This is a genomic window from Klebsiella pneumoniae (assembly GCF_000742135.1).
Lineage (GTDB): Bacteria > Pseudomonadota > Gammaproteobacteria > Enterobacterales > Enterobacteriaceae > Klebsiella > Klebsiella pneumoniae.
Genome location: NZ_KN046818.1, coordinates 2,680,107 through 2,705,574, shown reverse-complemented (window position 1 = coordinate 2,705,574; position 25,468 = coordinate 2,680,107). Strand labels below are relative to the sequence as shown.

At 60.8% G+C, this 25,468-nt stretch carries 27 protein-coding genes and 1 pseudogene; 20 read left to right on the top strand and 8 right to left on the bottom strand.

Features of this window, described 5'->3' with window-relative positions:
- The first annotated feature begins 243 nt into the window (after window positions 1-243).
- The 7 genes from sufA (at window position 244) to ldtE (ending at window position 6,854) form a co-directional block, all read left to right on the top strand.
- Complete coding sequence (gene sufA / locus DR88_RS12610; protein ID WP_004143232.1) at window positions 244-621, top strand: Fe-S cluster assembly scaffold SufA; 378 nt, start codon at window positions 244-246, stop codon at window positions 619-621.
- A 2-nt stretch (window positions 622-623) separates the two neighbouring features.
- Window positions 624-2,111 carry a Fe-S cluster assembly protein SufB gene (gene sufB, locus DR88_RS12615; RefSeq protein WP_032443913.1) on the top strand — a complete coding sequence of 496 codons (1,488 nt, stop codon included), beginning with the start codon at window positions 624-626 and terminating at the stop codon, window positions 2,109-2,111.
- Between the two features lie 16 nt (window positions 2,112-2,127).
- The gene (gene sufC, locus DR88_RS12620) at window positions 2,128-2,874 is read left to right on the top strand and encodes a Fe-S cluster assembly ATPase SufC (protein WP_002908876.1); all 747 of its coding nucleotides are present in this window, start codon (window positions 2,128-2,130) and stop codon (window positions 2,872-2,874) included.
- Entirely contained in the window at window positions 2,849-4,123 is a 1,275-nt protein-coding gene (gene sufD / locus DR88_RS12625; protein ID WP_004148710.1) for a Fe-S cluster assembly protein SufD, read from the top strand. The genes sufC and sufD overlap by 26 nt, the downstream gene beginning before the upstream one ends.
- Window positions 4,120-5,340, top strand: coding sequence for a cysteine desulfurase SufS (gene sufS / locus DR88_RS12630; protein WP_032443912.1), 1,221 nt, complete (start codon window positions 4,120-4,122; stop codon window positions 5,338-5,340). The genes sufD and sufS overlap by 4 nt, the downstream gene beginning before the upstream one ends.
- An 11-nt stretch (window positions 5,341-5,351) precedes the next feature.
- Entirely contained in the window at window positions 5,352-5,768 is a 417-nt protein-coding gene (sufE, locus tag DR88_RS12635) for a cysteine desulfuration protein SufE (protein ID WP_025862252.1), read from the top strand.
- Window positions 5,769-5,867: 99 nt separating this feature from the next.
- Complete coding sequence (ldtE, locus tag DR88_RS12640) at window positions 5,868-6,854, top strand: L,D-transpeptidase LdtE (RefSeq protein WP_004148707.1); 987 nt, start codon at window positions 5,868-5,870, stop codon at window positions 6,852-6,854.
- A gap of 61 nt (window positions 6,855-6,915) precedes the next feature.
- Here ldtE and DR88_RS12645 read toward each other — a convergent pair whose 3' ends face one another.
- From DR88_RS12645 to ynhH, 3 genes are all read right to left on the bottom strand, one after another.
- Window positions 6,916-7,152, bottom strand: coding sequence for a major outer membrane lipoprotein (locus tag DR88_RS12645; protein ID WP_002908860.1), 237 nt, complete (start codon window positions 7,150-7,152; stop codon window positions 6,916-6,918).
- A 312-nt stretch (window positions 7,153-7,464) separates the two neighbouring features.
- Window positions 7,465-8,877, bottom strand: a complete 1,413-nt coding sequence (pykF, locus tag DR88_RS12650; protein WP_002908859.1) for a pyruvate kinase PykF — start codon at window positions 8,875-8,877, stop codon at window positions 7,465-7,467.
- Window positions 8,878-8,884: 7 nt separating this feature from the next.
- A complete protein-coding gene (gene ynhH / locus DR88_RS31870; protein ID WP_418133804.1) occupies window positions 8,885-9,070 on the bottom strand; it encodes a protein YnhH in 186 nt (61 codons plus the stop codon).
- On the opposite strand from ynhH, the gene DR88_RS30780 reads away from it, so the two are divergent.
- The 3 genes from DR88_RS30780 (at window position 9,015) to fumD (ending at window position 9,595) form a co-directional block, all read left to right on the top strand.
- The gene (locus DR88_RS30780) at window positions 9,015-9,146 is read left to right on the top strand and encodes a hypothetical protein (RefSeq protein ID WP_004217210.1); all 132 of its coding nucleotides are present in this window, start codon (window positions 9,015-9,017) and stop codon (window positions 9,144-9,146) included. The genes ynhH and DR88_RS30780 overlap by 56 nt on opposite strands.
- Window positions 9,147-9,234: 88 nt before the next feature.
- Window positions 9,235-9,393, top strand: a complete 159-nt coding sequence (locus DR88_RS0125950; RefSeq protein ID WP_004148703.1) for a hypothetical protein — start codon at window positions 9,235-9,237, stop codon at window positions 9,391-9,393.
- Complete coding sequence (fumD, locus tag DR88_RS12655) at window positions 9,383-9,595, top strand: fumarate hydratase FumD (protein ID WP_004180357.1); 213 nt, start codon at window positions 9,383-9,385, stop codon at window positions 9,593-9,595. Before DR88_RS0125950 ends, fumD begins: the two co-directional genes overlap by 11 nt.
- Window positions 9,596-9,612: 17 nt before the next feature.
- Here the strand turns inward: fumD and DR88_RS12660 are convergent, their stop codons facing one another.
- Window positions 9,613-10,251 (bottom strand): TetR/AcrR family transcriptional regulator, encoded by a 639-nt coding sequence (locus tag DR88_RS12660; protein ID WP_002908844.1) that lies wholly within the window; start codon window positions 10,249-10,251, stop codon window positions 9,613-9,615.
- 126 nt (window positions 10,252-10,377) lie between these two features.
- Between DR88_RS12660 and DR88_RS12665 the strand changes: the two genes are divergently transcribed.
- The 4 genes from DR88_RS12665 (at window position 10,378) to DR88_RS12680 (ending at window position 15,277) form a co-directional block, all read left to right on the top strand.
- Entirely contained in the window at window positions 10,378-12,231 is a 1,854-nt protein-coding gene (locus DR88_RS12665; RefSeq protein ID WP_004148702.1) for a bifunctional sugar phosphate isomerase/epimerase/4-hydroxyphenylpyruvate dioxygenase family protein, read from the top strand.
- 71 nt (window positions 12,232-12,302) lie between these two features.
- On the top strand, window positions 12,303-13,625 hold the full coding sequence (locus DR88_RS12670; protein ID WP_004148701.1) for an MFS transporter: 1,323 nt from the start codon (window positions 12,303-12,305) through the stop codon (window positions 13,623-13,625).
- Between the two features lie 15 nt (window positions 13,626-13,640).
- Window positions 13,641-14,477, top strand: coding sequence for a shikimate dehydrogenase family protein (locus DR88_RS12675; RefSeq protein WP_032443911.1), 837 nt, complete (start codon window positions 13,641-13,643; stop codon window positions 14,475-14,477).
- Window positions 14,478-14,533: 56 nt separating this feature from the next.
- Window positions 14,534-15,277, top strand: a complete 744-nt coding sequence (locus DR88_RS12680) for a substrate-binding domain-containing protein (RefSeq protein WP_025862202.1) — start codon at window positions 14,534-14,536, stop codon at window positions 15,275-15,277.
- Here DR88_RS12680 and DR88_RS12685 read toward each other — a convergent pair.
- The 4 genes and pseudogenes from DR88_RS12685 to DR88_RS12700 all read right to left on the bottom strand — a co-directional run bounded on the left by DR88_RS12685 (window position 15,261) and on the right by DR88_RS12700 (window position 18,966).
- Window positions 15,261-16,010 carry an ABC transporter ATP-binding protein gene (locus tag DR88_RS12685; protein ID WP_032438290.1) on the bottom strand — a complete coding sequence of 250 codons (750 nt, stop codon included), beginning with the start codon at window positions 16,008-16,010 and terminating at the stop codon, window positions 15,261-15,263. The genes DR88_RS12680 and DR88_RS12685 overlap by 17 nt on opposite strands.
- Window positions 16,007-17,014 (bottom strand): FecCD family ABC transporter permease, encoded by a 1,008-nt coding sequence (locus DR88_RS12690; protein ID WP_004148700.1) that lies wholly within the window; start codon window positions 17,012-17,014, stop codon window positions 16,007-16,009. The genes DR88_RS12685 and DR88_RS12690 overlap by 4 nt, the downstream gene beginning before the upstream one ends.
- Window positions 17,004-18,062 (bottom strand): annotated as a pseudogene (locus tag DR88_RS12695) (ABC transporter substrate-binding protein). Before DR88_RS12695 ends, DR88_RS12690 begins: the two are co-directional and overlap by 11 nt.
- A gap of 91 nt (window positions 18,063-18,153) precedes the next feature.
- On the bottom strand, window positions 18,154-18,966 hold the full coding sequence (locus tag DR88_RS12700; protein ID WP_004200238.1) for a DNA-binding transcriptional regulator: 813 nt from the start codon (window positions 18,964-18,966) through the stop codon (window positions 18,154-18,156).
- 177 nt (window positions 18,967-19,143) lie between these two features.
- On the opposite strand from DR88_RS12700, the gene DR88_RS12705 reads away from it, so the two are divergent.
- From DR88_RS12705 to mhpE, 6 genes are read left to right on the top strand one after another with little or no spacing between them, the layout of a single operon-like run.
- Window positions 19,144-20,808: a bifunctional 3-(3-hydroxy-phenyl)propionate/3-hydroxycinnamic acid hydroxylase gene (locus tag DR88_RS12705; RefSeq protein ID WP_004148697.1), complete on the top strand. Its 1,665-nt coding sequence runs from the start codon at window positions 19,144-19,146 to the stop codon at window positions 20,806-20,808.
- Between the two features lies 1 nt (window position 20,809).
- On the top strand, window positions 20,810-21,754 hold the full coding sequence (mhpB, locus tag DR88_RS12710; protein ID WP_004148696.1) for a 2,3-dihydroxyphenylpropionate/2,3-dihydroxicinnamic acid 1,2-dioxygenase: 945 nt from the start codon (window positions 20,810-20,812) through the stop codon (window positions 21,752-21,754).
- Between the two features lie 17 nt (window positions 21,755-21,771).
- Window positions 21,772-22,638: a 2-hydroxy-6-oxonona-2,4-dienedioate hydrolase gene (mhpC, locus tag DR88_RS12715; RefSeq protein WP_004151837.1), complete on the top strand. Its 867-nt coding sequence runs from the start codon at window positions 21,772-21,774 to the stop codon at window positions 22,636-22,638.
- Between the two features lie 10 nt (window positions 22,639-22,648).
- Entirely contained in the window at window positions 22,649-23,455 is an 807-nt protein-coding gene (gene mhpD, locus DR88_RS12720) for a 2-keto-4-pentenoate hydratase (RefSeq protein ID WP_032443910.1), read from the top strand.
- On the top strand, window positions 23,448-24,398 hold the full coding sequence (gene mhpF / locus DR88_RS12725) for an acetaldehyde dehydrogenase (protein WP_014907417.1): 951 nt from the start codon (window positions 23,448-23,450) through the stop codon (window positions 24,396-24,398). Before mhpD ends, mhpF begins: the two co-directional genes overlap by 8 nt.
- A complete protein-coding gene (mhpE, locus tag DR88_RS12730) occupies window positions 24,395-25,411 on the top strand; it encodes a 4-hydroxy-2-oxovalerate aldolase (RefSeq protein ID WP_004180340.1) in 1,017 nt (338 codons plus the stop codon). Before mhpF ends, mhpE begins: the two co-directional genes overlap by 4 nt.
- Window positions 25,412-25,468: the final 57 nt, after the last annotated feature.

Genomic DNA, 25,468 nt, shown 5'->3' with positions numbered 1-25,468 from the left:
GCATAAATCGGTATTTTCGATACATCTTTGCCATTGCGTGCGGAGATAGAATGATTTCAAAATAAAATATTATAAATCAATGCATTAAGTTCTATTTGCACGCCCTGATAATCCCCGGGCGAGGGTCTATGCTTATAAAAAGCGCTAAATGAGGCAATACCCCTGCTGCAGAAGGGTTGAAGTGATAATCATTATCACTAACATGGCGGTATGCCTTGATGGCGCCAACCTGGAGGTCTATCGATGGAAGTACAAGCAGGAACTTTTAATCCCGCCGATTTCAGCTGGCAGGGACTGACCATGACGCCGGCCGCTGCCGCGCATATCCGCGATCTGATGCGCAAGCAGCCGGATAAGAAAGGGCTGCGGCTGGGCATTAAAACCAGCGGCTGCGCTGGTTTTGGCTATGTGCTCGAAATGATTGCCGAGCCGGCGCCCGACGATCTGCTCTTTGAATCTGACGGGGCGAAGCTGTTTGCGCCGCTGCAGGCGATGCCGTTCATCGACGGCACCGAGTTGGATTATGTCCGGGAAGGTTTAAATGAAATCTTTAAATTTCATAACCCGAAAGCGCAGCATGAGTGCGGCTGCGGCGAAAGTTTTGGGGTGCAGGCGGAGTAACTATGTCGCGTAATACTGAAGCAACTGGCGATGTCAAAACCTGGACCGGCGGCCCGCTCAACTACAAAGAGGGCTTTTTTACTCGCCTGCAAACCGATGAGCTGGCCAAAGGCATTAATGAAGAAGTCGTTCGGGCTATCTCGGCTCGCCGCAATGAGCCGCAGTGGATGTTGGAGTTTCGTCTGAATGCCTACCGGGCGTGGCTGGAAATGGAGGAGCCGCACTGGCTGAAAGCGCATTACGATAAGCTGAATTATCAGGATTACAGCTACTATTCCGCGCCCTCCTGCGGCAACTGCGATGAGACCTGCGCCTCCGAGCCTGGCGCGGTGCAGCAGACCGGGGCCAATACCTTTCTGACCAGCGAGGTGGAAGAAGCCTTTAACCAGCTGGGCGTGCCGGTACGCGAAGGGCGCGAGGTGGCGGTGGACGCGATATTTGACTCGGTGTCGGTGGCGACCACCTACCGAGAAAAGCTGGCCGAGCAGGGGATCATCTTCTGTTCTTTCGGCGAGGCGATCCACGACCATCCGGAACTGGTGAAAAAGTATCTGGGCACCGTAGTGCCGGGGAATGACAACTTCTTTGCCGCGCTGAACGCCGCAGTGGCTTCGGACGGCACCTTTATCTATGTGCCGAAGGGCGTCCGCTGCCCGATGGAGCTGTCGACCTATTTCCGCATCAACACCGAAAAGACCGGGCAGTTTGAACGCACCATTCTGGTGGCCGATGAAGGCAGCTACGTCAGCTATATTGAAGGCTGCTCGGCGCCGGTGCGCGACAGCTATCAGCTGCATGCCGCGGTCGTTGAGGTCATCATCCATAAAGACGCGGAAGTGAAATACTCCACGGTGCAGAACTGGTTCCCCGGCGATAACAACACCGGCGGGATCCTCAACTTCGTCACCAAGCGCGCCCTGTGCGAAGGGGAGAACAGCAAAATGTCATGGACCCAGTCGGAAACCGGCTCGGCCATCACCTGGAAATACCCCAGCTGCATCCTGCGCGGCGATAACTCGATCGGCGAATTCTTTTCGGTGGCGCTGACCAGCGGCCATCAGCAGGCGGACACCGGCACCAAAATGATCCATATCGGCAAGAACACCCGCTCGACCATCATCTCGAAAGGGATCTCCGCCGGACACAGCCAGAACAGCTATCGCGGGCTGGTCAAAATCATGCCGACCGCCACCAACGCCCGCAACTATACCCAGTGCGATTCGATGCTGATCGGCCCGGACTGCGGGGCGCATACCTTCCCGTATGTAGAATGCCGCAACAATAGCGCCCAGCTGGAGCACGAGGCGACCACCTCGCGGATTGGCGAAGATCAATTGTTCTACTGCCTGCAGCGCGGGATCAGCGAAGACGATGCCATCTCGATGATCGTCAACGGTTTCTGTAAAGACGTCTTCTCCGAGCTGCCGCTGGAGTTCGCTGTAGAGGCGCAAAAATTGCTGGCCATTAGCCTTGAACATAGCGTCGGCTGATAATTAAGGAAAAAAGATGTTAAGTATTCAAGATTTACACGTCGCCGTCGAAGATAAAGCGATCCTGCGCGGGCTGAACCTTGAGGTGCGCCCGGGAGAGGTCCACGCCATTATGGGGCCGAACGGCTCAGGCAAAAGTACGCTTTCGGCCACCCTGGCCGGGCGTGAAGATTATGAGGTGACTGGCGGTCGCGTCGAATTTAAGGGCAAAAACCTGCTCGAACTCGCTGCGGAAGATCGCGCCGGGGAAGGTATCTTTATGGCCTTCCAGTATCCGGTAGAGATCCCCGGCGTCAGCAACCAGTTTTTCCTGCAGACTGCGCTGAATGCCGTGCGCAACTATCGTGGCCAGGAGGCGCTGGATCGTTTCGATTTCCAGGACTTAATGGAAGAAAAGATCAAGCTGCTGCAGATGCCGGAAGATCTCCTGACCCGCTCGGTGAACGTTGGCTTCTCCGGCGGTGAGAAAAAGCGTAACGATATTCTGCAAATGGCGGTGCTTGAGCCGGAGCTGTGCATTCTCGATGAATCGGATTCGGGGTTGGATATCGATGCCCTGAAAATCGTCTCCCAGGGAGTGAATGCCCTGCGCGACGGCAAACGCGCCTTTATCATTGTCACCCACTATCAGCGCATCCTTGACTATATCAAGCCGGACTATGTCCATGTGCTGTACCAGGGGCGGATTGTGAAGTCGGGCGATTTCTCTCTGGTCAAACAGCTGGAGGAGCAGGGCTATGGCTGGCTTACCGAACAGCAGTAACGCGCTGCAGCAGTGGCACCATCTGTTTGAAGCGCAGGGCGGCCCGCGTACCCCGGAGGCCAGTCAGCATCTGCAGCAGCTGCTGCGCCTTGGGCTGCCGACGCGCAAGCACGAGGACTGGAAATACACTCCGCTGGATGCCCTACTTAACGGTCGCTTTGTCGCCGATGAGGGAGCCTCTCTCAGTGCTGAACAGCGTGATGCGCTGGCGCTGCCGCTGGACGCCTGGCGGCTGGTGTTTATCGATGGCCGCTATCATCCTCAGCTGAGCGACGAGCTTGCCGCCAGCGGCGTGGAGGTCAGTGTCGATAATCAGCGCCACCATCTGCCGGATGCCCTGCAGCCGGAGGTGTTTCTCCATCTGACCGAAAGCCTGGCCCAGACGGTGACCCGCATTCGCGTGCCGCGCAACCGCCGCCTGGATAAACCGCTGCTGCTGATGCATATCACCAGTGGCCTGGCCGGCGATGCGCTGAATACCGCCCACTATCGCCATCATCTGGCGCTGGAGAGCGGGGCGGAGGCGACGATTGTCGAGCATTACCTGAGCCTCAATGAGCAGCCGCATTTCACCGGCGGGCGATTGACCATGACGGTGGCCGATAACGCGCACCTCCAGCATATCAAGCTGGCATTTGAGAATGCCCGCAGCTATCACTTCGCCCATAACGACCTGCTGCTGGGCCGCGACGCCTCGGCCTTCAGCAGCAGTTTCCTGCTTGGTGGCCAGGTGCTGCGTCACCAGACCAGCACCCGCCTGGACGGCGAAAACAGCAACCTGCGCCTCAATTCGCTGGCGATGCCGGTGAAAAATGAGGTCTGCGATAGCCGCACCTGGCTCGACCATCAGGTCGGCTACTGCACCAGCCGCCAGCTGCACAAAACCATCGTCAGCGATAAGGGGCGGGCGGTGTTTAACGGGCTGATCAACGTCGCGCCGCTCGCGCTGAAAACCGACGGTCAGATGACCAACAATAATCTGCTGCTCGGGCGGCTGGCGGAGGTCGACACCAAACCGCAGCTGGAAATTTACGCCGATGACGTGAAATGCAGCCACGGGGCGACGGTGGGGCGCATTGACGAAGAGCAGCTGTTCTATCTGCGCTCGCGCGGTATCGAACAGCAGGCGGCGCAGCAGATGATCCTCTACGCCTTCGCCGCCGAGCTCACCGAGGCTATCCGCAGCGACGCGCTCAGAGAGCAGGTGCTGGCGCGTATTGGACAGCGTTTGCCGGGAGGCACAGTATGACATTTTCAGTAGAACAGGTTCGCGCCGATTTTCCGGTACTGAACCGGGAGGTCAACGGTCAGCCGCTGGTCTATCTCGACAGCGCCGCCAGCGCCCAGAAGCCGGAGGCAGTGATCGGCGCCGAAGCGGAATTCTATCGCCACGGCTACGCGGCGGTGCACCGCGGCATCCATACCCTCAGCGCGGAAGCCACCGCGCGGATGGAAGCCGTGCGTCAGCAGGCGGCCACCTTCCTTAACGCCGGGTCGGTGGAGGAAGTGGTGTTCGTCCGCGGCACCACCGAGGGGATCAACCTGGTGGCCAACAGCTGGGGAAACGCCAACGTCGGCGCCGGGGATAACATCATCATCAGCGAAATGGAGCACCACGCCAATATTGTGCCGTGGCAGATGCTCTGCGCCCGCGTCGGGGCTGAGCTGCGGGTGATCCCCCTGAACCCGGACGGTACGCTGCAACTGGATGTTGTCCCGGGACTGTTTGACCCGCGCACCCGCCTGCTGGCGATAACCGAGGTCTCCAACGTGCTGGGGACGGAAAACCCGCTGGCGGCGCTGATTGCTCTTGCGCATCAGCATGGCGCGAAAGTGCTGGTGGATGGCGCCCAGGCGGTGATGCACCACCCGGTGGACGTCCAGGCGCTGGGCTGCGATTTTTATGTTTTCTCCGCCCACAAGCTGTACGGGCCGACCGGGATCGGCGTGCTCTACGCCCGGTCCGAGCTGCTGCAGACGATGGCGCCTTGGGAAGGGGGCGGGTCGATGATCGCCACCGTCAGCCTGACGGAGGGCACCACCTGGAATCAGGCGCCGTGGCGCTTTGAGGCCGGCACGCCGAATACCGGGGGGATCATCGGCCTCGGCGCGGCGCTGACCTACGTCAGCCAGCTGGGACTGACGCAGATTGCCGAGTATGAGCAGACGCTGATGCGCTACGCGCTCGATGCCCTGCGCGCGGTACCGGATCTGATCCTTTACGGCCCGGCGCAGCGTAAAGGGGTAATTGCTTTCAACCTCGGTCAGCATCACGCCTATGACGTCGGCAGCTTCCTCGATAACTACGGGATCGCCGTGCGGACCGGACACCACTGCGCGATGCCGTTGATGGCCCGGTATCAGGTACCGGCTATGTGTCGGGCATCGCTGGCGATGTACAATACCACGGAAGAGGTGGACCGCCTGGTGGCCGGCCTCCAGCGGATCCGCAAACTGTTAGGGTAAAGGACGGGACAATGGCGGCACTACCGGACAAAGACAAACTGTTGCATAACTTTAGCCGTTGCGCCAACTGGGAAGAGAAGTATCTCTATATCATCGAGCTTGGCCAGCGTCTGGCGCCGCTAAGCCCGGAAGAACATAGCGTGCAGAACATTATTCAGGGCTGTCAAAGCCAGGTCTGGATCGTGATGGACCAGGATCCCACAGGCGTGATCACCCTGCGCGGCGATAGCGATGCGGCGATCGTCAAGGGTCTGATAGCGGTGGTATTTATCCTCTATGACCGGATGACCGCTCAGGACATCACCGAGTTCGACGTGCGTCCGTGGTTTGAAAAAATGGCGCTCACCCAGCATCTCACCCCCTCCCGCTCGCAAGGCCTCGAAGCCATGATCCGCGCGATACGCGCGAAAGCGGCAAATATTAGCTAGAATAAACAGGTAGATTTCATTCTGTTACGTCCGGCAGGGCGCTGACCCTGCCGCCGTTCAGTCTCCTGGCGTTTTATCAGCGAAAGAAGGAATCTCAGTATGAAACGCAAAACGATGATCACCTTAGCCCTTCTCAGCGCCCTTGGCGCCTCCACGGCCGCCTGGGCCGTTGATTACCCGCTTCCTCCCGCCAACAGTCGGCTGATTGGTCAGAATCAGTACTGGACGGTCCAGGAGGGAGATCGCAACCTGCAGGCGATTGCGCGCCATTTCGATACCGCGGCGATGCTGATCCTCGAAGCCAACGATACGATTGCGCCGGTGCAGCCGAAGCCCGGCACTCAGGTCCTTATCCCTTCTCAGATGCTGCTGCCCGACGTGCCGAGGGAGGGCATTGTCGTCAACCTCGCCGAACTGCGGCTGTATTACTTCCCGCCAGGAGAGAATCAGGTGCAGGTCTATCCGCTGGGCATTGGCCAGTTAGGTCTGGAAACGCCGGAGATGACCACCCGCGTGGGGCAGAAGATCCCTAACCCTACCTGGACGCCTACCGCCGGCATCCGCGCGCGCTCGCTGGAGAAAGGGGTGACGCTGCCGGCAGTGGTCCCGGCCGGACCGAACAATCCCCTGGGCCGCTATGCGCTGCGTCTGGCCTACGGTAACGGTGAATATCTCATCCACGGAACTAACGCCCCAGACAGCGTTGGTCTGCGCGTCAGCTCGGGCTGTATGCGGATGAACGCTGATGACATCAAAGCGCTGTTCAGCCAGGTGAAAACCGGGACGCCGGTACGGATTATCAATCAGCCGGTGAAGTTTGCCGTCGAGCCGGATGGTAAACGCTATGTCGAAGTCCACAGGCCGCTTTCGCAGACCGAAGGGGAAAACACCCGGACCATCGCTTACACGCTGCCAGCGGCGTTTCACGCCTTCGCAGAGGATAAAGCAGTGGATGACCTGCAGTTGAAAAAAGCGATGTTGAGAAGGGCGGGGTATCCGGTGGTGGTGTCGGCGGGGGCAGGTAGCACGGCGACGTCGCTGTCGGCGCAGAATAGTTCGTCTGACAACGGTCTGCTTACCCAATAGCCCTCATGCTGAGGGCAAAAAAAATGGCGCACAGAGTGCGCCATTTTTATTACCAGAACTCTTACTTACGGTAAGAGTGAGCCTGGTTGTCCAGACGCTGGTTAGCGCGAGCTGCGTCGTCTTTAGCAGCCTGAACGTCGGAACGCATTGCGTTCACGTCGTTGCTCAGCTGGTCAACTTTAGCGTTCAGAGTCTGAACGTCAGAAGACAGCTGATCGATTTTAGCATTGCTGGAGCAACCAGCCAGCAGAGTAGAACCCAGGATTACCGCGCCCAGTACCAGTTTAGTACGATTCATTATTAATACCCTCTAGATTGAGTTAATCTCCATGTAGCGTTACAAGTATTACACAAAGTTTTTTGGGATGAGAATATTTTTTTTACCTGAACGCACTTATTTTTGATCGTTCGCTCAAAGAAGCATCGAATTGCTCAGAATCGCTGAAAAAGGCGAGTGAAAACAGCGCGCTTCCATCGGATTCATCTTAGATAATCCCTTATTAAATAGTAAATTCCGATTTGCATTTTTAATAGGAAGAGCTAATCAATGAATAAAAAAAAGCGCCCCGCGAGGCGCTTTATTAAAAAAAACCAATTAACCTGTAAATTATTACAGCACGTGTACGGAAGCGGTATTAGTCGTGCCGCTCGGCACTAATGCGCCGGAAACCATCACCACTACGTCGCCTTTACGCGCGAGGCCGCTCTTCAGCGCCAGGTCTTTGCCCAGATGATAGAAATCATCGGTAGAGGCAATCTCTTCCACCAGCTGCGGTACCACGCCTTTGCTCAGCACCAGCTGACGAGCGGTGGTTTCGTTGGTGGTCAGCGCCAGGATGGTGGCATCCGGGAAGTATTTGCGCACAGCGCGTGCGGATTTACCGCCCTGGGTGGCGACCACGATCAGCGGCGCTTCCAGTTTCTCAGCGGTTTCTACCGCGCCGCGGCACACCGCTTCGGTGATGCGCAGTTTACGGTTGTCGTTGTTGAAGTCCAGACGGCTGGTCATCACGCGGTCGGTACGTTCGCAAATGGTCGCCATGATGGTGACCGCTTCCAGCGGGTATTTACCTTTCGCGGATTCGCCGGACAGCATCACCGCATCGGTGCCGTCGAGGATGGCGTTAGCCACGTCGCCGGCTTCAGCGCGGGTCGGACGCGGGTTCTTGATCATGGAGTCCAGCATCTGGGTGGCGGTGATAACCACTTTACGCGCGCGGATACATTTTTCGATGATCATTTTCTGGGCGAAGATAACTTCTTCAACCGGGATCTCCACGCCCATGTCGCCACGCGCAACCATGATGCCGTCAGACGCTTCGAGGATTTCGTCGAAGTTGTTCAGGCCTTCCTGGTTTTCGATTTTGGAGATGATCTGGATGTTTTCGCCGCCGTGGGCTTTCAGGTGCTCACGGATCTCGACGACGTCGGAACGTTTACGGATGAAGGAGGCCGCGACGAAGTCCACGCCCTGTTCGCAACCGAAGATCAGATCCTGTTTGTCTTTCTCAGCCAGCGCCGGCAGGGCGATGGAGACGCCCGGCAGGTTAACGCCTTTGTTCTCGCCGAGGTCGCCATTGTTCAGCACTTTACAGATAACTTTGTTGCCTTCGATAGCCGTGACTTCCATGCCGATCAGGCCATCGTCCACCAGGACGGTGTTGCCGACGGCGAGGTCGGAGGTGAAGCCTTCATAGGTTACCGCAACGATTTCGTTGTTGCCGATGACGGATTTATCGGTAGTGAAGGTGAAGGTCTGGCCTGCTTTCAGGGAGACGTCGTTGCCGCCTTCCAGCTTGATGGTACGGATTTCCGGCCCTTTGGTGTCCAGCAGAATAGCGGCTTTCTTACCGGTTTTGCTCATCACATTGCGCAGGTTCTGGATGCGCTGACCGTGTTCCGCATAGTCACCGTGGGAGAAGTTCAGACGCATCACATTCATGCCGGCTTCCAGCATTTTGGTCAGCATCTCTTCAGATTCGGTTTTCGGACCGATGGTGCAAACAATTTTGGTCTTTTTCATGACAGTTTTAGTCTTTAAGTTGTGAAGGATATGGAATTCTCGCTCCGCGGGCGCACTGCCGGGGAGCCAAACCTGTATTACGAAAGTTGCTAAGCCACGCCCTAAGGATAGGTGACAACCCTGAAGCGTGCAGAAGAATGTGTGCTGGCGGTTCAGCCCATGAAATGTGGCAAGGTGTTATGCGTTTTATCATGCAGTCCAATGCGCTGAAACCATTCAAGAAAGAATCGAAGCGCATTATACGCTGCCGAAATCAAAAAGGAAAATAAAAACCTCGTTTCAAATTATGGACAAAACGCGTAACAAAACCGGCACGTTATGCAAAAATCTACGCAACACACTTTTTCGTCAGCGGCTATGAAAAAGGGTAAAAGAAATGGATTATTTCGCCATCATGAGCCGGTAAAATGCGTCATTGAACCTTTAAAGTGGCGATGGTTTGCGTTGTGCGGGAAATCTAACAATAATGATTTGATTGATAATGATAAAATACGAGCTAAATACTATGGGAAATAAAGCGAAAGACGACGACCTGTACCAGGAAATGTGCCGCGTGGTGGGTAAAGTCGTGCTGGAAATGCGTGACCTGGGTCAGGAACCGAAACACATTGTCATTGCCGGTGTGCTGCGCACCTCGCTGGCGAACCGCAAAATCCAGCGTTCGCCGCTCACCGTGGAGGCCATGGAGAAAGTCATTCATGCGCTTTCCGGGCACTGATCCCTTGCGCCGGCGGGTCAGGAAATCACGAAGCGGATCACCGCCCTGACGGCAATGTCACAATGGTGAGCCACCATCGCTTCATCGTCGATGGCGGGTAGCGGATCGTCAAGATACAGGCTGCTGAAGGTGTAGAAGTTCGACACCTGATAAAAGCTGAAGCTGCTGATTAACCGGTGGACATCGCGAGCGTCGAGCCCCGCCTGAAAGACGCCCTGCTGCTGGCCGCGCAGTAAAATGTCTTCCAGTATCGACAGGGCGGTACGATTCAGCGGCTTCAGTTCACCCGAGCTTTTTAACCACTTGCCGCGCTGCATATTCTCCATGCAAATGACGCGCATATAGTCCGCATGGGTGGCGTGATAGCGCACGCTCCAGCGCACCAGCCGCACCAGCGCCTCCACCGGCGGCACATTCTCCAGCCCCAGCTGCTGCTCGGTTTCGCGGATCCGCGCATACACATGCTGCAGCACCTCCTGATAGAGCTGTTCTTTGCTTTTGAAGTAGTAAACCACCATGCGTTTGGTGGTCTGCGCCTCGGTGGCGATCTGCTCCATGCGGGCGCCTGACAGCCCGTGTTCAGCAAAGACAGCGATAGCGGCGCTGAAGATCCGCGCCTTCAGGGATTGTGCTTCATCATGGGCAACGACGGTCATGGCAACTCCTTTTTCTTGGGTGACAAAAAATACACATAATGATCACAATTTAGCAACCTGGTATGGCGCAAATGAACCAAATGATACATATTCAAGGCTTACGTCAGCTGTTGACCCGAGGACCTTATGCTGCGCTCTATCGCCACCGTTTCGATTTCCGGCACCCTGCCTGAGAAGCTGCACGCTATTGCGGCGGCGGGGTATCAGGGGGTGGAAATTTTCGAGAACGATCTGCTCTATTATACGGGGACGCCGGCGGAAATCCGCCAGCTTGCCGCCGATTTAGGGTTAAAAATCACGCTTTTTCAACCCTTTCGCGATTTTGAAGGCGCCAGTCGGGCGCAGTTTGCGGCGAATATGGCCCGCGCTCGGCGCAAGTTTGCTCTGATGCGCGAGCTGGGCTGCGAGACGCTGCTGTTGTGCAGCAATGTACAGCCGGACTGCTCGGCGGATAGCGAATTGCAGGTCGCGGACCTGCGGGCGCTGGCCACGCTGGCGGAAGAGGAGGGGATCGCTATCGGCTATGAGGCCCTGGCCTGGGGAACCCATGTGAACCGCTGGCAGCAGGCCTGGGAGCGGGTGCGGCGGGTGGACAGCCCGGCGTTGGGCCTGGTGCTCGACAGCTTCCATATTCTGGCCCGCGGCGACACGCTGGACGCGCTACCGTCGGTGCCGGTGGAGAAAATCACCTTTGTACAGCTCGCCGATGCGCCGTATATGAAAATGGATTTGCTGGAGTGGAGCCGCCACTTCCGCTGCTTTCCCGGACAGGGGGAGCTGCCGCTGGAGGCGTTTGCCGAGCAGATCACCCGCTGTGGCTACCGCGGCCCCTGGTCGCTGGAGATCTTCAATGACGGTTTTCGCGCCTCGCCGAACGGCGCGACGGCCAAAGATGGTTATCGTTCGCTGCTGTGGCTGGAGGAGCAAACCCGCCGTCGGCTCCCGACGTGCGATGCCGATCTGTTTTCACCGCCGCCGCTGCCGGTCTATCACGGGCTGGAGTTTATCGAGTTTGCCGCCAGCGCCGCCGAGGCGCAGCGCCTGGGGCAACATCTGCAGGCGCTGGGTTTTCAGCACGAGGGAAGCCACCGCTCCAGACAGGTGACGCTGTGGCGCAACGGCGGGGCGCGGATCGTCATCAACCATCAGCCGCACAGCTGGGCCGACCATTTTTATCAACGCCACGGGGTATCGCTCTGCGCGATGGCGCTGCGGGTCGAGCACAGCGCGTCGCTTGTCGCCCGCGCCCGCGCGCTGGGGTATGCCACCTGGCAGGGCGACGCCGGGCCGAACGAAACGCCGATCCCGGCGATCTGCGCCCCCGACGGCAGCCTTATCTATCTCATCGACGCCGGGGAGGCTATCTACGAGCGCGATTTTCATCTGCGTGATGGCGTGACGGTGCGCGAGGATTATCTCGGTATCGATCATCTGGCGCTGGGAATGGAGGCCGACAGCCGCGATAACTGGGTGATGTTCTTCCGTACGGTGTTTGGTTTTTCCCTTGAGCATGAGCAGACGCTGCCGGACCCGTATGGACTGGTGCGCAGCCTGGCGGTGCGCAGCCCGCAGGGCGATATCCGTCTGGCGCTGAATATTTCGCAGAGCCGGGCGACGCAGATCGCCCGCTCCGTCGCTTGCTACCAGGGGGCGGGGCTGCAGCATGCCGCCTTTGCCTGCCGCGATCTGCCGGCCGCCTGCGACCAGCTTGCCGAGGTTGCCCGCCATACGCTGCCGATCCCGGCCAATTATTATGACGATCTGCTGGCGCGCTTTGGCGGCGAGCTGGACGTCGGGCAGCTTCAGCGCCAGCAGCTCCTCTATGACCGCGATCCGCAGGGGGGAGATTTCCTGCATCTTTACACCCGGCCGTTTACCGCCGGCCGCTTTTTCTTTGAGTTAACCGAGCGCCGGGCTGGCTATGCGCTCTATGGCGCAGCGAATGCGGCCGTCCGTCTGGCGGCGATGCAGTATTGTTAGCCTGAATCAAATGGTTCATTATGCGTTAAACACAATAACAACACCCTCTGTACCCGAGACAGGAACCGACTATGAGCTCATATAGCCCTAACCCGACGGCTGCCGCCCAGCCAGCCGTCACCGTGCGCCGCTCCCGGCGGCGTATCGGCATTCTTGCGCTGTTGGCCATTGGCACCATGATCAACTATCTCGATCGCACCGTACTGGGGATCGCCGCCCCAAAGCTCACCGCTGAGCTGGGGATCGACCCGGCGATCATGGGAATCCTCTTCTCCGCCTTCGCCTGGACCTATGCTCTGGCGCAGATACCCGGCGGATTATTTCTCGACCGCTTTGGCAACAAAGTGACCTACTTTTTGTCACTGACCCTGTGGTCGCTGTTTACCCTGTTCCACGGCATGGCGGTGGGACTGAAGACGCTGCTGCTGTGCCGCTTCGGGCTGGGCATTAGCGAAGCGCCGTGCTTTCCGGTCAACAGCCGGGTGGTCAGCGCCTGGTTCCCACAGCAGGAGCGGGCGAAGGCCACGGCGGTGTACACCGTGGGGGAGTATCTCGGGCTGGCCTGCTTTGCGCCGCTGCTGTTCTGGATCATGGACGGTTTCGGCTGGCGGGTGCTGTTCGTCAGCGTTGGCGCCGTCGGCATTCTGTTTGCCCTGGTGTGGTGGCGCTGCTACCGCGAACCGCATGAAGATCCGCGCCTTAGCCAGCAGGAGCGCGAGCATATCGAAAACGGCGGCGGCCTCAGCGCCCCGACCGACCAGCAGGTGGCGTTCAGCTGGCCGCTGGTCCGCCAGCTGCTGAGCAAACGGCAGATCATCGGCGCCAGTATCGGCCAGTTTGCCGGCAATACCGTGCTGGTGTTCTTTCTCACCTGGTTCCCCACCTGGCTGGCCACCGAGCGGCATATGCCCTGGCTGAAGGTTGGCTTCTTCTCCATCCTGCCGTTTGTCGCCGCCGCCGGCGGGGTGATGTTTGGCGGCTGGCTCTCCGACAAGTTGCTGAAAGCTACCGGGTCGGCCAACCTTGGCCGTAAGCTGCCGATCGTCGCCGGTCTGCTGATGGCCAGCTGCATCATCACCGCCAACTGGCTGGAGAGCGACCTGGCGGTGATCCTGGTGATGTCGTTTGCCTTTTTTGGCCAGGGGATGGTGGGTCTCGGCTGGACGCTGATCTCCGATATCGCCCCGAAGGGGCTGGGCGGTCTGACCGGCGGCCTGTTTAACTTCTGCGCCAACCTCGCGGGGATCCTCACCCCGCTGGTGATCGGCTTTATCGTTGCCGGGTTCGGCAATTTTTTCTACGCCTTGATCTACATCGGCGGCGCCGCGCTGCTGGGCGTGGTGGCCTATCTGTTTATCCTCGGCGACGTCAAACGTATCGAGTTATCGCAGTAAGCAAAGGAGCAAGGCATGGTGATTAGTGGGCATACGCGGCTGATAGCGCACCTTGGCTATCCGACCGCCAGTTTTAAGGCGCCGATGATCTACAACCCGTGGTTCGTTGACCAGCAGGTGGACGTGAAGGTGGTGCCGATGGGGGTCAGGCCGGAGGACTACGCCGCGTTTATTCCGCCGCTGTTTACGATGACCAACATCATCGGCGCGCTGGTGACGATGCCGCATAAAATCGCCACCTGCGATCTGGTGCAGCGCCTGAGCCCGACGGCGGCCATCGCTGGCGACTGCAATGCCATCCGCCGCGAGGCTGACGGTAGCCTGAGCGGAGACATGTTCGATGGCGAGGGATTTGTGCTGGGCCTGCGTCGTAAAGGGTTTAACCCGCAGGGGACGCGGGCGCTGGTGGTTGGCAGCGGCGGGGTGGGATCGGCTATCGCCGCCTCCCTCGCGGCGGCGGGGGTCAGCGCCCTGACCCTGTACGATACCCGGCCCAAGGTGGCGCACGCCCTCGCCGGGCGGCTGCATCAGCACTATCCGCAGCTCGATATCACCCTGATGCAGCCCGATCCTGCCGGACACGAGCTGGTGGTCAATGCCACCCCGCTGGGGATGAAGGCCAGCGATCCGCTGCCGCTGGACGTTGACCGTCTGGCGCCTGGCGCCTGGGTGGGGGAAGTCGTCATGACTCAGGAGTACACCCCGCTGCTGAGGGCCGCTCAGGCACGACAGTGCCACATCCAGCGCGGGACCGACATGCTGTTTGAAATGATCCCTGCCTATCTGCGCTTTTTTGACCTACCGGTAGCCACCCCCGAGCAGCTGCGGGCGCTGGCAGAAATTCGCTACTGACGCGACGGCAAACCGGGTAATATAGCGCTATATTATCCGGTTTATAGCGATATCCTATGGCAAATACCACTCTCACGCTGCTGGCGGCGGGAAGCCTGAGAAGCGCCTTCCTGCCGCTGGTGGCGCACTTTCGGCAGCACACTGGCCTGGCGGTCGATGCGCAGTTTGGCCCTGCCGGCCTGCTGCGCGAGCGGATCGAAGCCGGGTCGCCGTGCGCGGTTTTTGCTTCCGCCAACGCGGCGCACCCGCAGGCGCTGCTGCAGGCGGGTCTGGCGCAGGAATGCCAGGGATTTGCCAGCAACCAGCTGATGCTGGCCGCCCGGCGGTCGCCGGACAACGATGGCCTGGACTGGCTGGCGCTGCTCAGCACGCCCCGCCTGCGGTTGGCGACCTCCACGCCGGGCTGCGATCCGTCGGGAGATTATACCTGGCAGCTGTTCGCCCGAATTGAGGCACGCTATCCAGGGTTGGGCAACGCGATGGCCGGGCGGGCGCAGCAGCTGGTCGGCGGCAGAGACTCACTGAGCGTGCCGCCGGGAGATATAGCCGGCGCGTGGCTTATTCGCCAGAATCTGGCGGATCTGTTTATCGGCTATGCGCACTATGGCCCCGCGCTGGCCGCCTGCGACGATCTGCGTACCCTGACCATCCCGGCGCCGTGGAATATTCGCTGCGATTACCAGCTGGCGCGTCTCAGGGCCGATCCCGCCGCGCTGGCCCTGTATCGCTTTATCCTCGGCGACGTTGGTCAGGGGTATCTCCGGCAGGCGGGTTTTATGCCGTTCAGCGACGCAGCGTAAACCCCGGCGCCAGCAGAGGGAACGCGGAGGCGGCATGGCGGATCAGGCGTACCGGCAGGCCGTACGCTTGCCGGAGATGCGTTTCGCTCAGCACGTCGGCGGTCTCGCCCGCCAGCCACCGGCCCTCCGGCAGCAGAAGCAGCGTATGGCTGGCCACCTGTAGGGCGTGGTTGGGATCATGGGTGGTGAACAGGACGGTGCGCGCCTGGCGGTGGGCGAGGTCGCCGATCAGCTGCAATACCACCTGCTGGTTACCAAGGTCCAGCGCCGAGCATGGCTCATCCAGCAGGATATTCTGGCTGGCGCTGACCAGCGCGCGGGCAATCAACACCAGCTGCTGCTGGCCGCCGGAGAGGGCGCCGAAGTCATCTTCGGCCAGGGCGGCAATCCCCAGCTGCGCCAGCGCCTGCTCAACCCGCCGGGCATCCTCCTCGTCCGGCTGGGCAAAGAGATCCACGTGACGGGCCCGGCCCATCAGCACCACATCGCTCACGCGCCAGCGAAAAGCGGGACGAAACGACTGCGGAACCAGGGCCACGCCGCCCTCGCACTGCATCTCGCCGCCCAGCGGCGGCAGCACGCCGGTCAGGGTATCCAGCAGGGTACTTTTTCCCCGGCCATTGGCGCCCAGCACCGCCCAGATCTCACCGGGCTGGCAGGCCAGCGTGAGCGGGGCGAAGAGCGGCTGACGGTGGCCGTAGCGTAGCGCTTGCAGCGATAATGAGCTGTTCATCGGGTCGTACTCCGGCGTCGGGATTGCACCAGCAACACGGTAAACAGCGGCGCCCCGAGCAGGGCGGTGATGATCCCGATCGGGATCTCCGCCTGGGTCAGCGTACGCGCCAGATCGTCCACCACCAGCATCAGCGCGGCGCCGAGCCAGAAGGCGGTGGGCAGCAGGCGACGATGGTCAGCCCCTACCAGCAGACGGGCGAGGTGCGGGACCACCAGACCCATCCAGGCGATGCTGCCGCTGACCGCCACCTGGGCTGCCACCAGCACAGCGCAGCAAACCAGCACGCCGCGACGCAGCGCGGCCACCGGAACGCCAAGACTGCGGGCATCGCGTTCCTCCAGGGCCAGCAGGTTGATACGCCAGCGCAGCTTCCACAGCGCCCCGGCAGCCACCGCCAGGGGCAGGGACATAAGCAGTACCTTATGCCAGCTGGCGGTCGCGAAGCTGCCGAGCAGCCAGAAAACGATGTTCGGTAACGTCTCTTCGCTGTCGGCGAGGTACTGCATCAGGCTGACCAGCGCGGCGAAGAAGCCGCTGAGAATGATCCCGGACAGAATCAGCCCCAGCGTGCTGTCCCGCCCCTGCAGGGCGGCGAGGGCGTAAATCAGCCCCAGCGCGACGAGGCCGAAGAAAAAGGTCGAGGCCATCATCAGCAGACTGCCGACGCCCAACAGGATCGCCAGCGTGCCGCCAAAGGCGGAGCCGGCGGTCACCCCGATGATGTGCGGGTCCACCAGCGGGTTCTGGAACACGCCCTGCAAGGTGGCGCCGCACAGCCCCAGCGCGCCCCCGGCCAGCAGGGCCATCACCACGCGCGGCAGGCGAACCGACCAGACGATCTGCCCGATCACCCCTTCACCTGGCGGCAGATGGACCAGGGTGTGGCCAACGGCGCTCAGGCTTAACGGGTACTGGCCGAAACAGAGCGAGGCGACCGCGATCCCCAGGGTCACCAGCGCCAGGCTACCCTGCACCAGCCAGGGATGATGGTTAGCGGGCATCTGGCGTCCACGTCACACGGTAAAAACGCTGATAGTAATCGCTGGCTTTACTGTCCACATCGATGCTCTGGTAGCGCGCAGGATAGAGTTTTTTCGCCATCCACAGCTCGCCCAGCGCCAGGGCCTCCGGCATCGGGTAACCCCAGGCTTTGGCATACTCCGGCATCAGCTACACGCGGTGATGTTTCACCGCATCGATCGCCTGCCACTGCGGGTCGTTCTCTATCTGTTTGACCACCTGCGGATAACGGTCCTGGACGAAGATCACCTGGGGGTTCCACTCCAGCACCTGCTCAAGCGACACCTGCCGGGCGCCTTTTACGCTGGCGGCCGCCACGTTAAGCGCCCCGGCGTGCGCCATCATCAGCCCGGTGTATTTGCCAGCGCCATAGGTATTCAGATCGGGGTTGGCCATGTACACCCGCACCCGCTGGTTCTGGGGAATATCGGCCACCGGCGCATTGGCTTGCTTGCGCGCCTCGAAGGTGTAGTGAATCAGCGCCTCGGCCTCGGGCTGGCGCTCGACTACCTCGCCGATAAGGCGGATCCCCTCCATCAGCCCGGCGTTATAGGCTTGCTCTTCGTCAGCCATGGTGGGGTTCATTTTTTTTTTTTCCCCGGCGGCATCGTGGCGAAGCGAGATGGCCACTACCGGGATCCCGGCCTGTTGGATCTGCGCGATCATCGCCGGCGGCGCATAGTTGGCGACGAAAACCACCTGCGGACGCAGCGCCAACAGGCTTTCAATATTGACCTGGGTGAGATCGCCCGGGGTCGCCAGTTGCCCGATCTCGGGCATAAAGCGGGCGAACTGCGGCCCGAGCTGTTTCTGCCAGCTGCTTAAGACGCCGACGATATCCTCGGCGGCATGCAGTTGTACCAGCAGGTTGAGCGTCTGATGCTGCAGAACCACAACGCGGGTGACGTGGTCGGGGAGGGTGACCTGGCGACCCAGCTGGTCGGTGACGGTGCGGTCGGCGAAGGTCTGGCCGGTGAACAGGCTGGCGCTGAGCAGCGTCAGGCCCAGCAGTAAGGGGTGTTTTGACATGGTGTGGCCCGAATGGCGTGAAAATTCGTTGTGTATTAAATTATATAACGAAGCCGGGCGCAATGGGCGATCGCATTTATCCTCATCACGATCAGGGCATTTCGTACCACACTTCTTCCTCTTCCATGCGGGCTTCTATCTGCCTCGCCACCCTCTGCAGCGCAGGGAGATGCTTCTGCGCCGCCTGCTCAATGGTCATTGCGCTGGCGATATAGACCAGGTTCAGGCAGCCGATAACCCGCTGCTGACTGCAGACCGGCACGGCGATCGAGGCGATTTTCTCCTCCTGCCGCCAGCCGCGGAAGTTTTCGCCATAGCCGTTCTGGCGGGTGCGGGCGAGGATCGCCGCCAGCCGTTCCGGTTCGCGGGCCAACTGATACTCAGCTTCCGGACGGGCGGCCAGCATGCTGACGATGGCGTCGCGTTCCGCGTCGGGGGCAAAGGCCAGCCACGTCAGTCCGGAGGCGGTGAGCAGCAGCGGCAGCCGCCGTCCGACCATCGCGCGGTGAAACGACAGTCGGCTGAAGCGGTGGGTAGTCTCGCGCACCACCATGGCGTCGACGTCGAGGGTGGTGATGTCCGTTGGCCACTGCACCTCGCGCAGCAGCTCGCCGAGCAGCGGCGTGGCGAGGGCAGAAATCCAATGTTCGTCACGAAATCCATCGCTCAGCTGGCGGACGTTAATGGTCAACCGGAAGCTGTCATCGGAGCGGCTGCGGCGGACAAAACCCTCCTCCTGTAGCGTCTCCAGCAGCCGGCGCACGGTGGTGCGATGCAGGCCGCTAAACTCCGCCAGCAGGCCCGGCGTCGCGCCGCCGTCGAATTTATTTAACAATTTTAATAACAATAAACCCCGGCTTAATCCGCGCACCGTTTTGTACGCTGCGGACTCATCGTCACGCATAAATCCTCCATTAAAATGCTTTAAAAACAGTGTTGTGCACCTGGTGCACATTCGATGATGTTTTGATTGTAGCCGAAAACCCCCGCCCTATACTCAGCCCATTATAAAAATACGTTTACACATGATTAACAAATTGCCTGTCAGCCGGGCAGTTTCCGAGTCGTGAGGTCGCTGAGAATGACAACATCTACACCCGATATTCAACCCGCCGTGCAGCATACCGCTCAGGTCGCCATCGTTGGCGCCGGTCCGGTTGGTCTGATGATGGCCAACTACCTTGGCCAGATGGGCATCAGCGTGCTGGTGGTGGAAAAGCTCGCCACACTGATCGATTACCCGCGGGCCATCGGCATTGACGATGAATCCCTGCGGGCGATGCAGGCGGTGGGGCTGGTGAATGACGTGCTGCCGCATACCACGCCGTGGCACGCCATGCGTTTTCTCACCCCAAAAGGCCGCTGCTTTGCCGATATCCAGCCGATGACCGATGAGTTTGGCTGGTCGCGGCGCAACGCCTTCATTCAGCCGCAGGTCGATGCGGTGATGTATCACGGTCTGCAGCGTTTCCCTCAGGTCCGCTGCCTCTTCTCCCGCGAAGTGGAAGCCTTTAGCCAGAACGGTGACAGTGTCACGTTAAATCTTAAAGGACCGGACGGCGAACGGGAGACGGTGCGCGCGGACTGGCTGGTGGCCTGCGACGGCGGCGCCAGCTTTATTCGTCGTACGCTGAATGTCCCCTTCGAAGGCAAGACCGCGCCGAATCAGTGGATCGTCATCGATATCGCTAACGACCCGCTGGCCACTCCGCACGTTTATCTGTGCTGCGACCCGGTGCGACCCTACGTTTCCGCCGCGCTGCCCCACGGCGTGCGCCGCTTTGAATTTATGGTGATGCCCGGAGAAACCGAAGCTCAGCTCAGCGAGCCGCACAATATGCGCCGTTTGCTGAGCAAAGTGCTACCGGACCCGGATCGCGTCGAGCTGATCCGCCAGCGGGTCTATACGCATAACGCCCGCCTCGCCGAGCGCTTTCGCATTAACCGGGTGCTGCTGGCCGGCGATGCGGCGCACATCATGCCGGTCTGGCAGGGCCAGGGGTACAACAGCGGCATGCGCGACGCCTTCAACCTGGCGTGGAAGCTGGCGCTGGTGGTTAACGGTAAAGCGGGAGAGGCGCTGCTCGACAGCTACCAGCAGGAGCGCCGCGACCACGCGAAAGCGATGATTGATCTGTCGGTCACCGCCGGCCACGTGCTGGCGCCGCCGAAGCGCTGGCAGGGGGCCGTGCGCGACGGTCTCTCCTGGCTGCTGAATTACCTGCCGCCGGTGAAACGCTACTTCCTCGAGATGCGCTTTAAGCCGATGCCGCAGTACCGCGAGGGGGCGCTGCTGACGGACTGCGCCGGCAAGACCTCGCCGGTGGGCAAAATGTTTATTCAACCGCAGGTGACGCTGGAGAGCGGCGAGAGCGTGCTGCTCGACGAGGTTATCGGGGCGAATTTCGCCATTATCGGCTGGGGCTGCAACCCGCAGTGGGGGCTCAACGCCGGGCAGATCGCCCGCTGGCGCGCGATTGGCGTGCGCTTTATCCAGGTGGTGCCGGAGGTGCAGATCCACCGCGAGCAGGATAACGCCCCCGGCACGCTGCGGGTGGGCGATACGCAAAACCGCCTCAAAAGCTGGTTTGCACTGCATAACACCGCCATCGCCGTGGTCAGGCCGGACCGCTTTGTCGCCGCTCTCGCCATCCCGCAAACCCTCGGCGCGCAGCTGACCGCCCTGACGGAAAAACTGACCCTCGCAACCGGGGATACCGCCCACGCTGAAGAGAAGGTGGCCTGATATGCATGCCTATTTGCACTGTCTCTCCCACACTCCGCTGGTGGGATTCGTGGACCCGGAGCAGGCGGTCCTCGATGAAGTGAACCGGGTGATTGCCGACGCCCGGCGGCGGATCGCTGAATTCGATCCAGAGCTGGTGGTGCTCTTCGCCCCCGATCACTACAACGGTTTTTTCTATGACGTGATGCCGCCGTTCTGCCTCGGCATCGGCGCCACCGCGATTGGCGACTTCGCCAGCGCCGCCGGCGACCTGCCGGTGCCCGCCGAGCTGGCGGAAGCCTGCGCCCACGCCATCCTCAACAGCGGTATCGACCTGGCGGTGTCGTACAACATGCAGGTGGACCATGGCTTCGCCCAGCCGCTGGAGTTTCTGCTGGGTGGCCTGGACCGTGTGCCGGTGCTGCCGGTGTTTATTAACGGCGTCGCCGCGCCGCTGCCGGGTTTTCAACGTACCCGGCTGCTGGGCGAGGCGATGGGCCGCTTTCTCAATACCCTCAATAAGCGGGTGCTGATCCTCGGCTCGGGCGGACTCTCGCACCAGCCGCCGGTGCCGGAGCTGGCGAAGGCCGACGCCCATCTGCGCGATCGCCTGCTCGGCGGCGGAAAGCAGCTGCCGCCGGACGAACGCGAACGGCGCCAGCAGCGAGTAATCAGCGCCGCCCGACGGTTTACCGAAGACCCGCACTCGCTCCATCCCCTCAACCCGGTCTGGGACAACCGCTTTATGAGCCTGCTGGAGCAGGGGCGGCTGAGCGAACTGGACGCGATCGGCAATGACGAGCTGTCGGCGATGGCCGGGAAATCGACGCACGAAATTAAGACCTGGGTGGCCGCTTTTGCCGCGCTATCCGCTTTTGGCCGCTGGCGCAGTGAAGGCCGCTATTACCGGCCGATCCCCGAGTGGATCGCCGGATTCGGCTCGCTGAGCGCCACCACCGAGATTTGATTAACCGGGAGACTAACATGAGCTATCAACCGCAAACTGAAGCCGCCACCAGCCGATTCCTCAATGTCGACGAGGGGGGCCGCACGCTGCGTATCCATATCAATGACTGCGGCGACGGGAAAGAGACCGTGGTCATGCTGCACGGCTCCGGGCCGGGGGCCACCGGCTGGGCTAACTTCAGCCGCAATATTGACCCGCTGGTCGAGGCGGGCTATCGCGTGCTGCTCCTCGACTGTCCGGGGTGGGGCAAAAGCGATGCTATCGTCAACAGCGGCTCGCGTTCGGACCTCAACGCCCGCATTCTGAAAAGCGTGGTCGATCAGCTGGGGATCGATAAAGTCCATCTGCTGGGCAACTCGATGGGCGGCCATAGCGCGGTGGCCTTCACCCTGAGCTGGCCGGAGCGGGTGGCTAAGCTGGTGCTGATGGGCGGGGGGACCGGCGGCATGAGCCTGTTCACGCCGATGCCGACCGAGGGCATCAAGCTGCTGAACGCCCTGTACCGCGAGCCGACCATTGAAAACCTCAAAAAGATGATGAGCATCTTCGTCTTCGACACCCGCGACCTCACCGAGGCGCTGTTCGAGGCGCGTCTCAACAATATGCTGTCACGCCGCGACCATCTGGACAACTTCGTCAAGAGCCTGGAAGCCAACCCGAAGCAGTTTCCTGACTTTGGCCCGCGGCTGGGCGAAATCAGCGCGCCAACTCTGATCGTCTGGGGACGCAATGACCGCTTCGTGCCGATGGACGCCGGGTTGCGCCTGCTCGCCGGGATCGCCGGTTCGGAGCTGCATATTTACCGCGACTGCGGCCACTGGGCGCAGTGGGAACATGCCGACAGTTTTAATCAGCTGGTGCTCAATTTCCTCGCACGGGCTTAAGGAGTAAATGATGACTTTTTCTCTTGACGCGCTGGCCCGGCAGCTGCGCGACGCGGAACAGAGCGGCCAGGCGATCGCCCCGCTGCGCGATATTCTCGGCGTCGACAATGCCGACGCCGCCTATGCCATCCAGCGCCTGAACGTCCAGCACCATGTGACCCATGGCCGGCGGGTGGTGGGCCGCAAGGTGGGCCTGACCCATCCCAAAGTGCAGCAGCAGCTGGGCGTCAATCAGCCGGACTTCGGCACCCTGTTTGCCGACATGTGCTACGGCGACAACGCCGAGGTGCCGTTTGGCCGCGTGCTGCAGCCCAAGGTGGAGGCCGAGATCGCCCTGGTGCTGAAGCAGGATCTGCCGCATGCCGATACCACTTTTGATGAACTGTATAACGCCATCGAATGGGTATTGCCGGCGCTGGAGGTGGTGGGCAGCCGCATTCGCGACTGGTCAATCGGCTTTGTCGACACCGTCGCCGATAACGCCTCCTGCGGCCTGTACGTCATTGGCGGCCCGGCGCAGCGTCCGGCGGGACTGGATCTGAAGCAGTGCGCCATGCACATGACCCGCAACCAGGAGCTGGTCTCCAGCGGCCGCGGCAGCGAGTGTCTGGGGCATCCGCTGAACGCCGCAGTCTGGCTGGCGCGCAAGCTGGCGAGTCTCGGCGAACCGCTGCGGGCGGGGGATATCGTGCTGACCGGGGCGTTAGGCCCGATGGTGACGATTAACGAGGGGGACAGCTTTGTCGCCCATATCGAAGGTATTGGCTCAGTCGCGGCACGCTTCGTTGCCGCCGGAGAAGGAGATCGTGATGCGTAAACGTAAAGTCGCCATTATCGGCTCCGGGAATATCGGCACCGATTTAATGATTAAAATCCTGCGCCACGGCCAGCATCTGGAGATGGCGGTGATGGTCGGCATCGACCCGCAGTCGGATGGCCTGGCCCGCGCCCGGCGCCTGGGCGTTGCGACCACTCACGAAGGGGTGGGCGGCCTGATGCAGATGGCGGAATTTGCCGACATCGATTTTGTTTTTGACGCCACCAGCGCCGGGGCGCACATCAAAAACGATGCCGCGCTGCGCGAAGCGAAGCCGGGGATCCGCGTTATCGACCTGACGCCGGCGGCGATTGGCCCGTACTGCGTACCGGTGGTCAACCTCGCGGACAATCTCCATCAGGGTAACGTCAATATGGTGACCTGCGGCGGGCAGGCGACCATCCCGATGGTCGCCGCGGTCTCGCGAGTGGCGAAGGTGCATTACGCGGAGATTGTGGCCTCGATCGCCAGCCAATCCGCCGGGCCGGGCACGCGGGCCAATATTGACGAATTCACCGAAACCACCTCGCAGGCGATTGAAAAAGTCGGTGGGGCGGGCAAGGGCAAAGCGATTATTGTACTGAACCCTGCGGAGCCGCCGCTGATGATGCGCGATACCGTCTACATCCTGAGCGAGCTGGCGTCGCAGGAGGCGATTGCCGCCTCGATCGCCGAAATGGCGGCGGCAGTGCAGGCTTACGTCCCGGGCTACCGGCTGAAGCAGCAGGTTCAGTTTGAGGTTATCCCCGAGGACAGGCCAGTCAACCTGCCCGGCGTCGGCTGTTTTTCCGGCCTGAAAACCGCGGTTTACCTCGAAGTGGAAGGGGCGGCGCACTATCTGCCAGCGTACGCGGGCAACCTCGATATTATGACCTCGGCGGCGCTGGCGACGGCGGAGCAAATGGCCGGGGCAATGCACAGCGCGGCGGGAGCGACAGCATGAACGGTAAAAAACTTTATATCTCGGACGTGACGCTGCGCGATGGTATGCACGCTATTCGTCACCAGTATTCCCTGGCGCAGGTGCAGCAGATCGCCAGCGCGCTGGATAAGGCTGGGGTCGACTCCATCGAAGTGGCCCATGGCGATGGCCTGCAGGGATCCAGCTTCAACTATGGCTTTGGCGCCCACAGCGACATCGCCTGGATTGAAGCGGCAGCGGATGTCGTGAGCCAGGCGAAAATCGCCACCTTGCTGCTGCCGGGCATCGGCACGCTGCACGATCTGAAAGCGGCGTATCAGGCCGGAGCGCGGGTGGTGCGGGTCGCCACCCACTGCAGCGAAGCGGACGTCGCGGCGCAACATATTGCCTTTGCCCGCGAGCTGGGAATGGACACCGTCGGTTTTCTGATGATGAGCCATATGATCTCCCCGCAGGCGCTGGCGCAGCAGGCGTTGAAGATGGAATCTTACGGCGCGACCTGTATCTATGTGGTGGATTCCGGCGGGGCGATGAACATGAACGACATTCGCGACCGCTTCCGCGCCCTGAAGGCGGTGCTGAAGCCGGAGACCGCCACCGGGATGCATGCCCATCATAATCTGAGCCTCGGGGTGGCGAACTCGATCGTCGCGGTGGAAGAGGGGTGCGATCGCATTGACGCCAGCCTGGCCGGGATGGGGGCGGGGGCGGGCAATGCGCCGCTGGAGGTGTTTATTGCCGCCGCCGACAAGCTCGGCTGGCAGCATGGCACCGATCTCTACGCCCTGATGAACGCGGCCGATGAGCTGGTGCGGCCGCTGCAGGATCGCCCGGTGCGTGTCGACCGCGAAACGCTGGCGCTGGGCTACGCCGGAGTCTACTCCAGCTTCCTGCGCCACAGCGAAGCGGCGGCCAAGCGCTATGGCCTCAGCGCGGTGGATATTCTCGTCGAGCTGGGCAAGCGGCGGATGGTCGGCGGCCAGGAGGATATGATCGTCGACGTCGCGCTGGATCTGCTTAACCGCAATAAATAACTAAGAACGTGTGGCTGACAAAGCATCAGCCGTCAGTCACCTGCTCCGTTTGTTCGG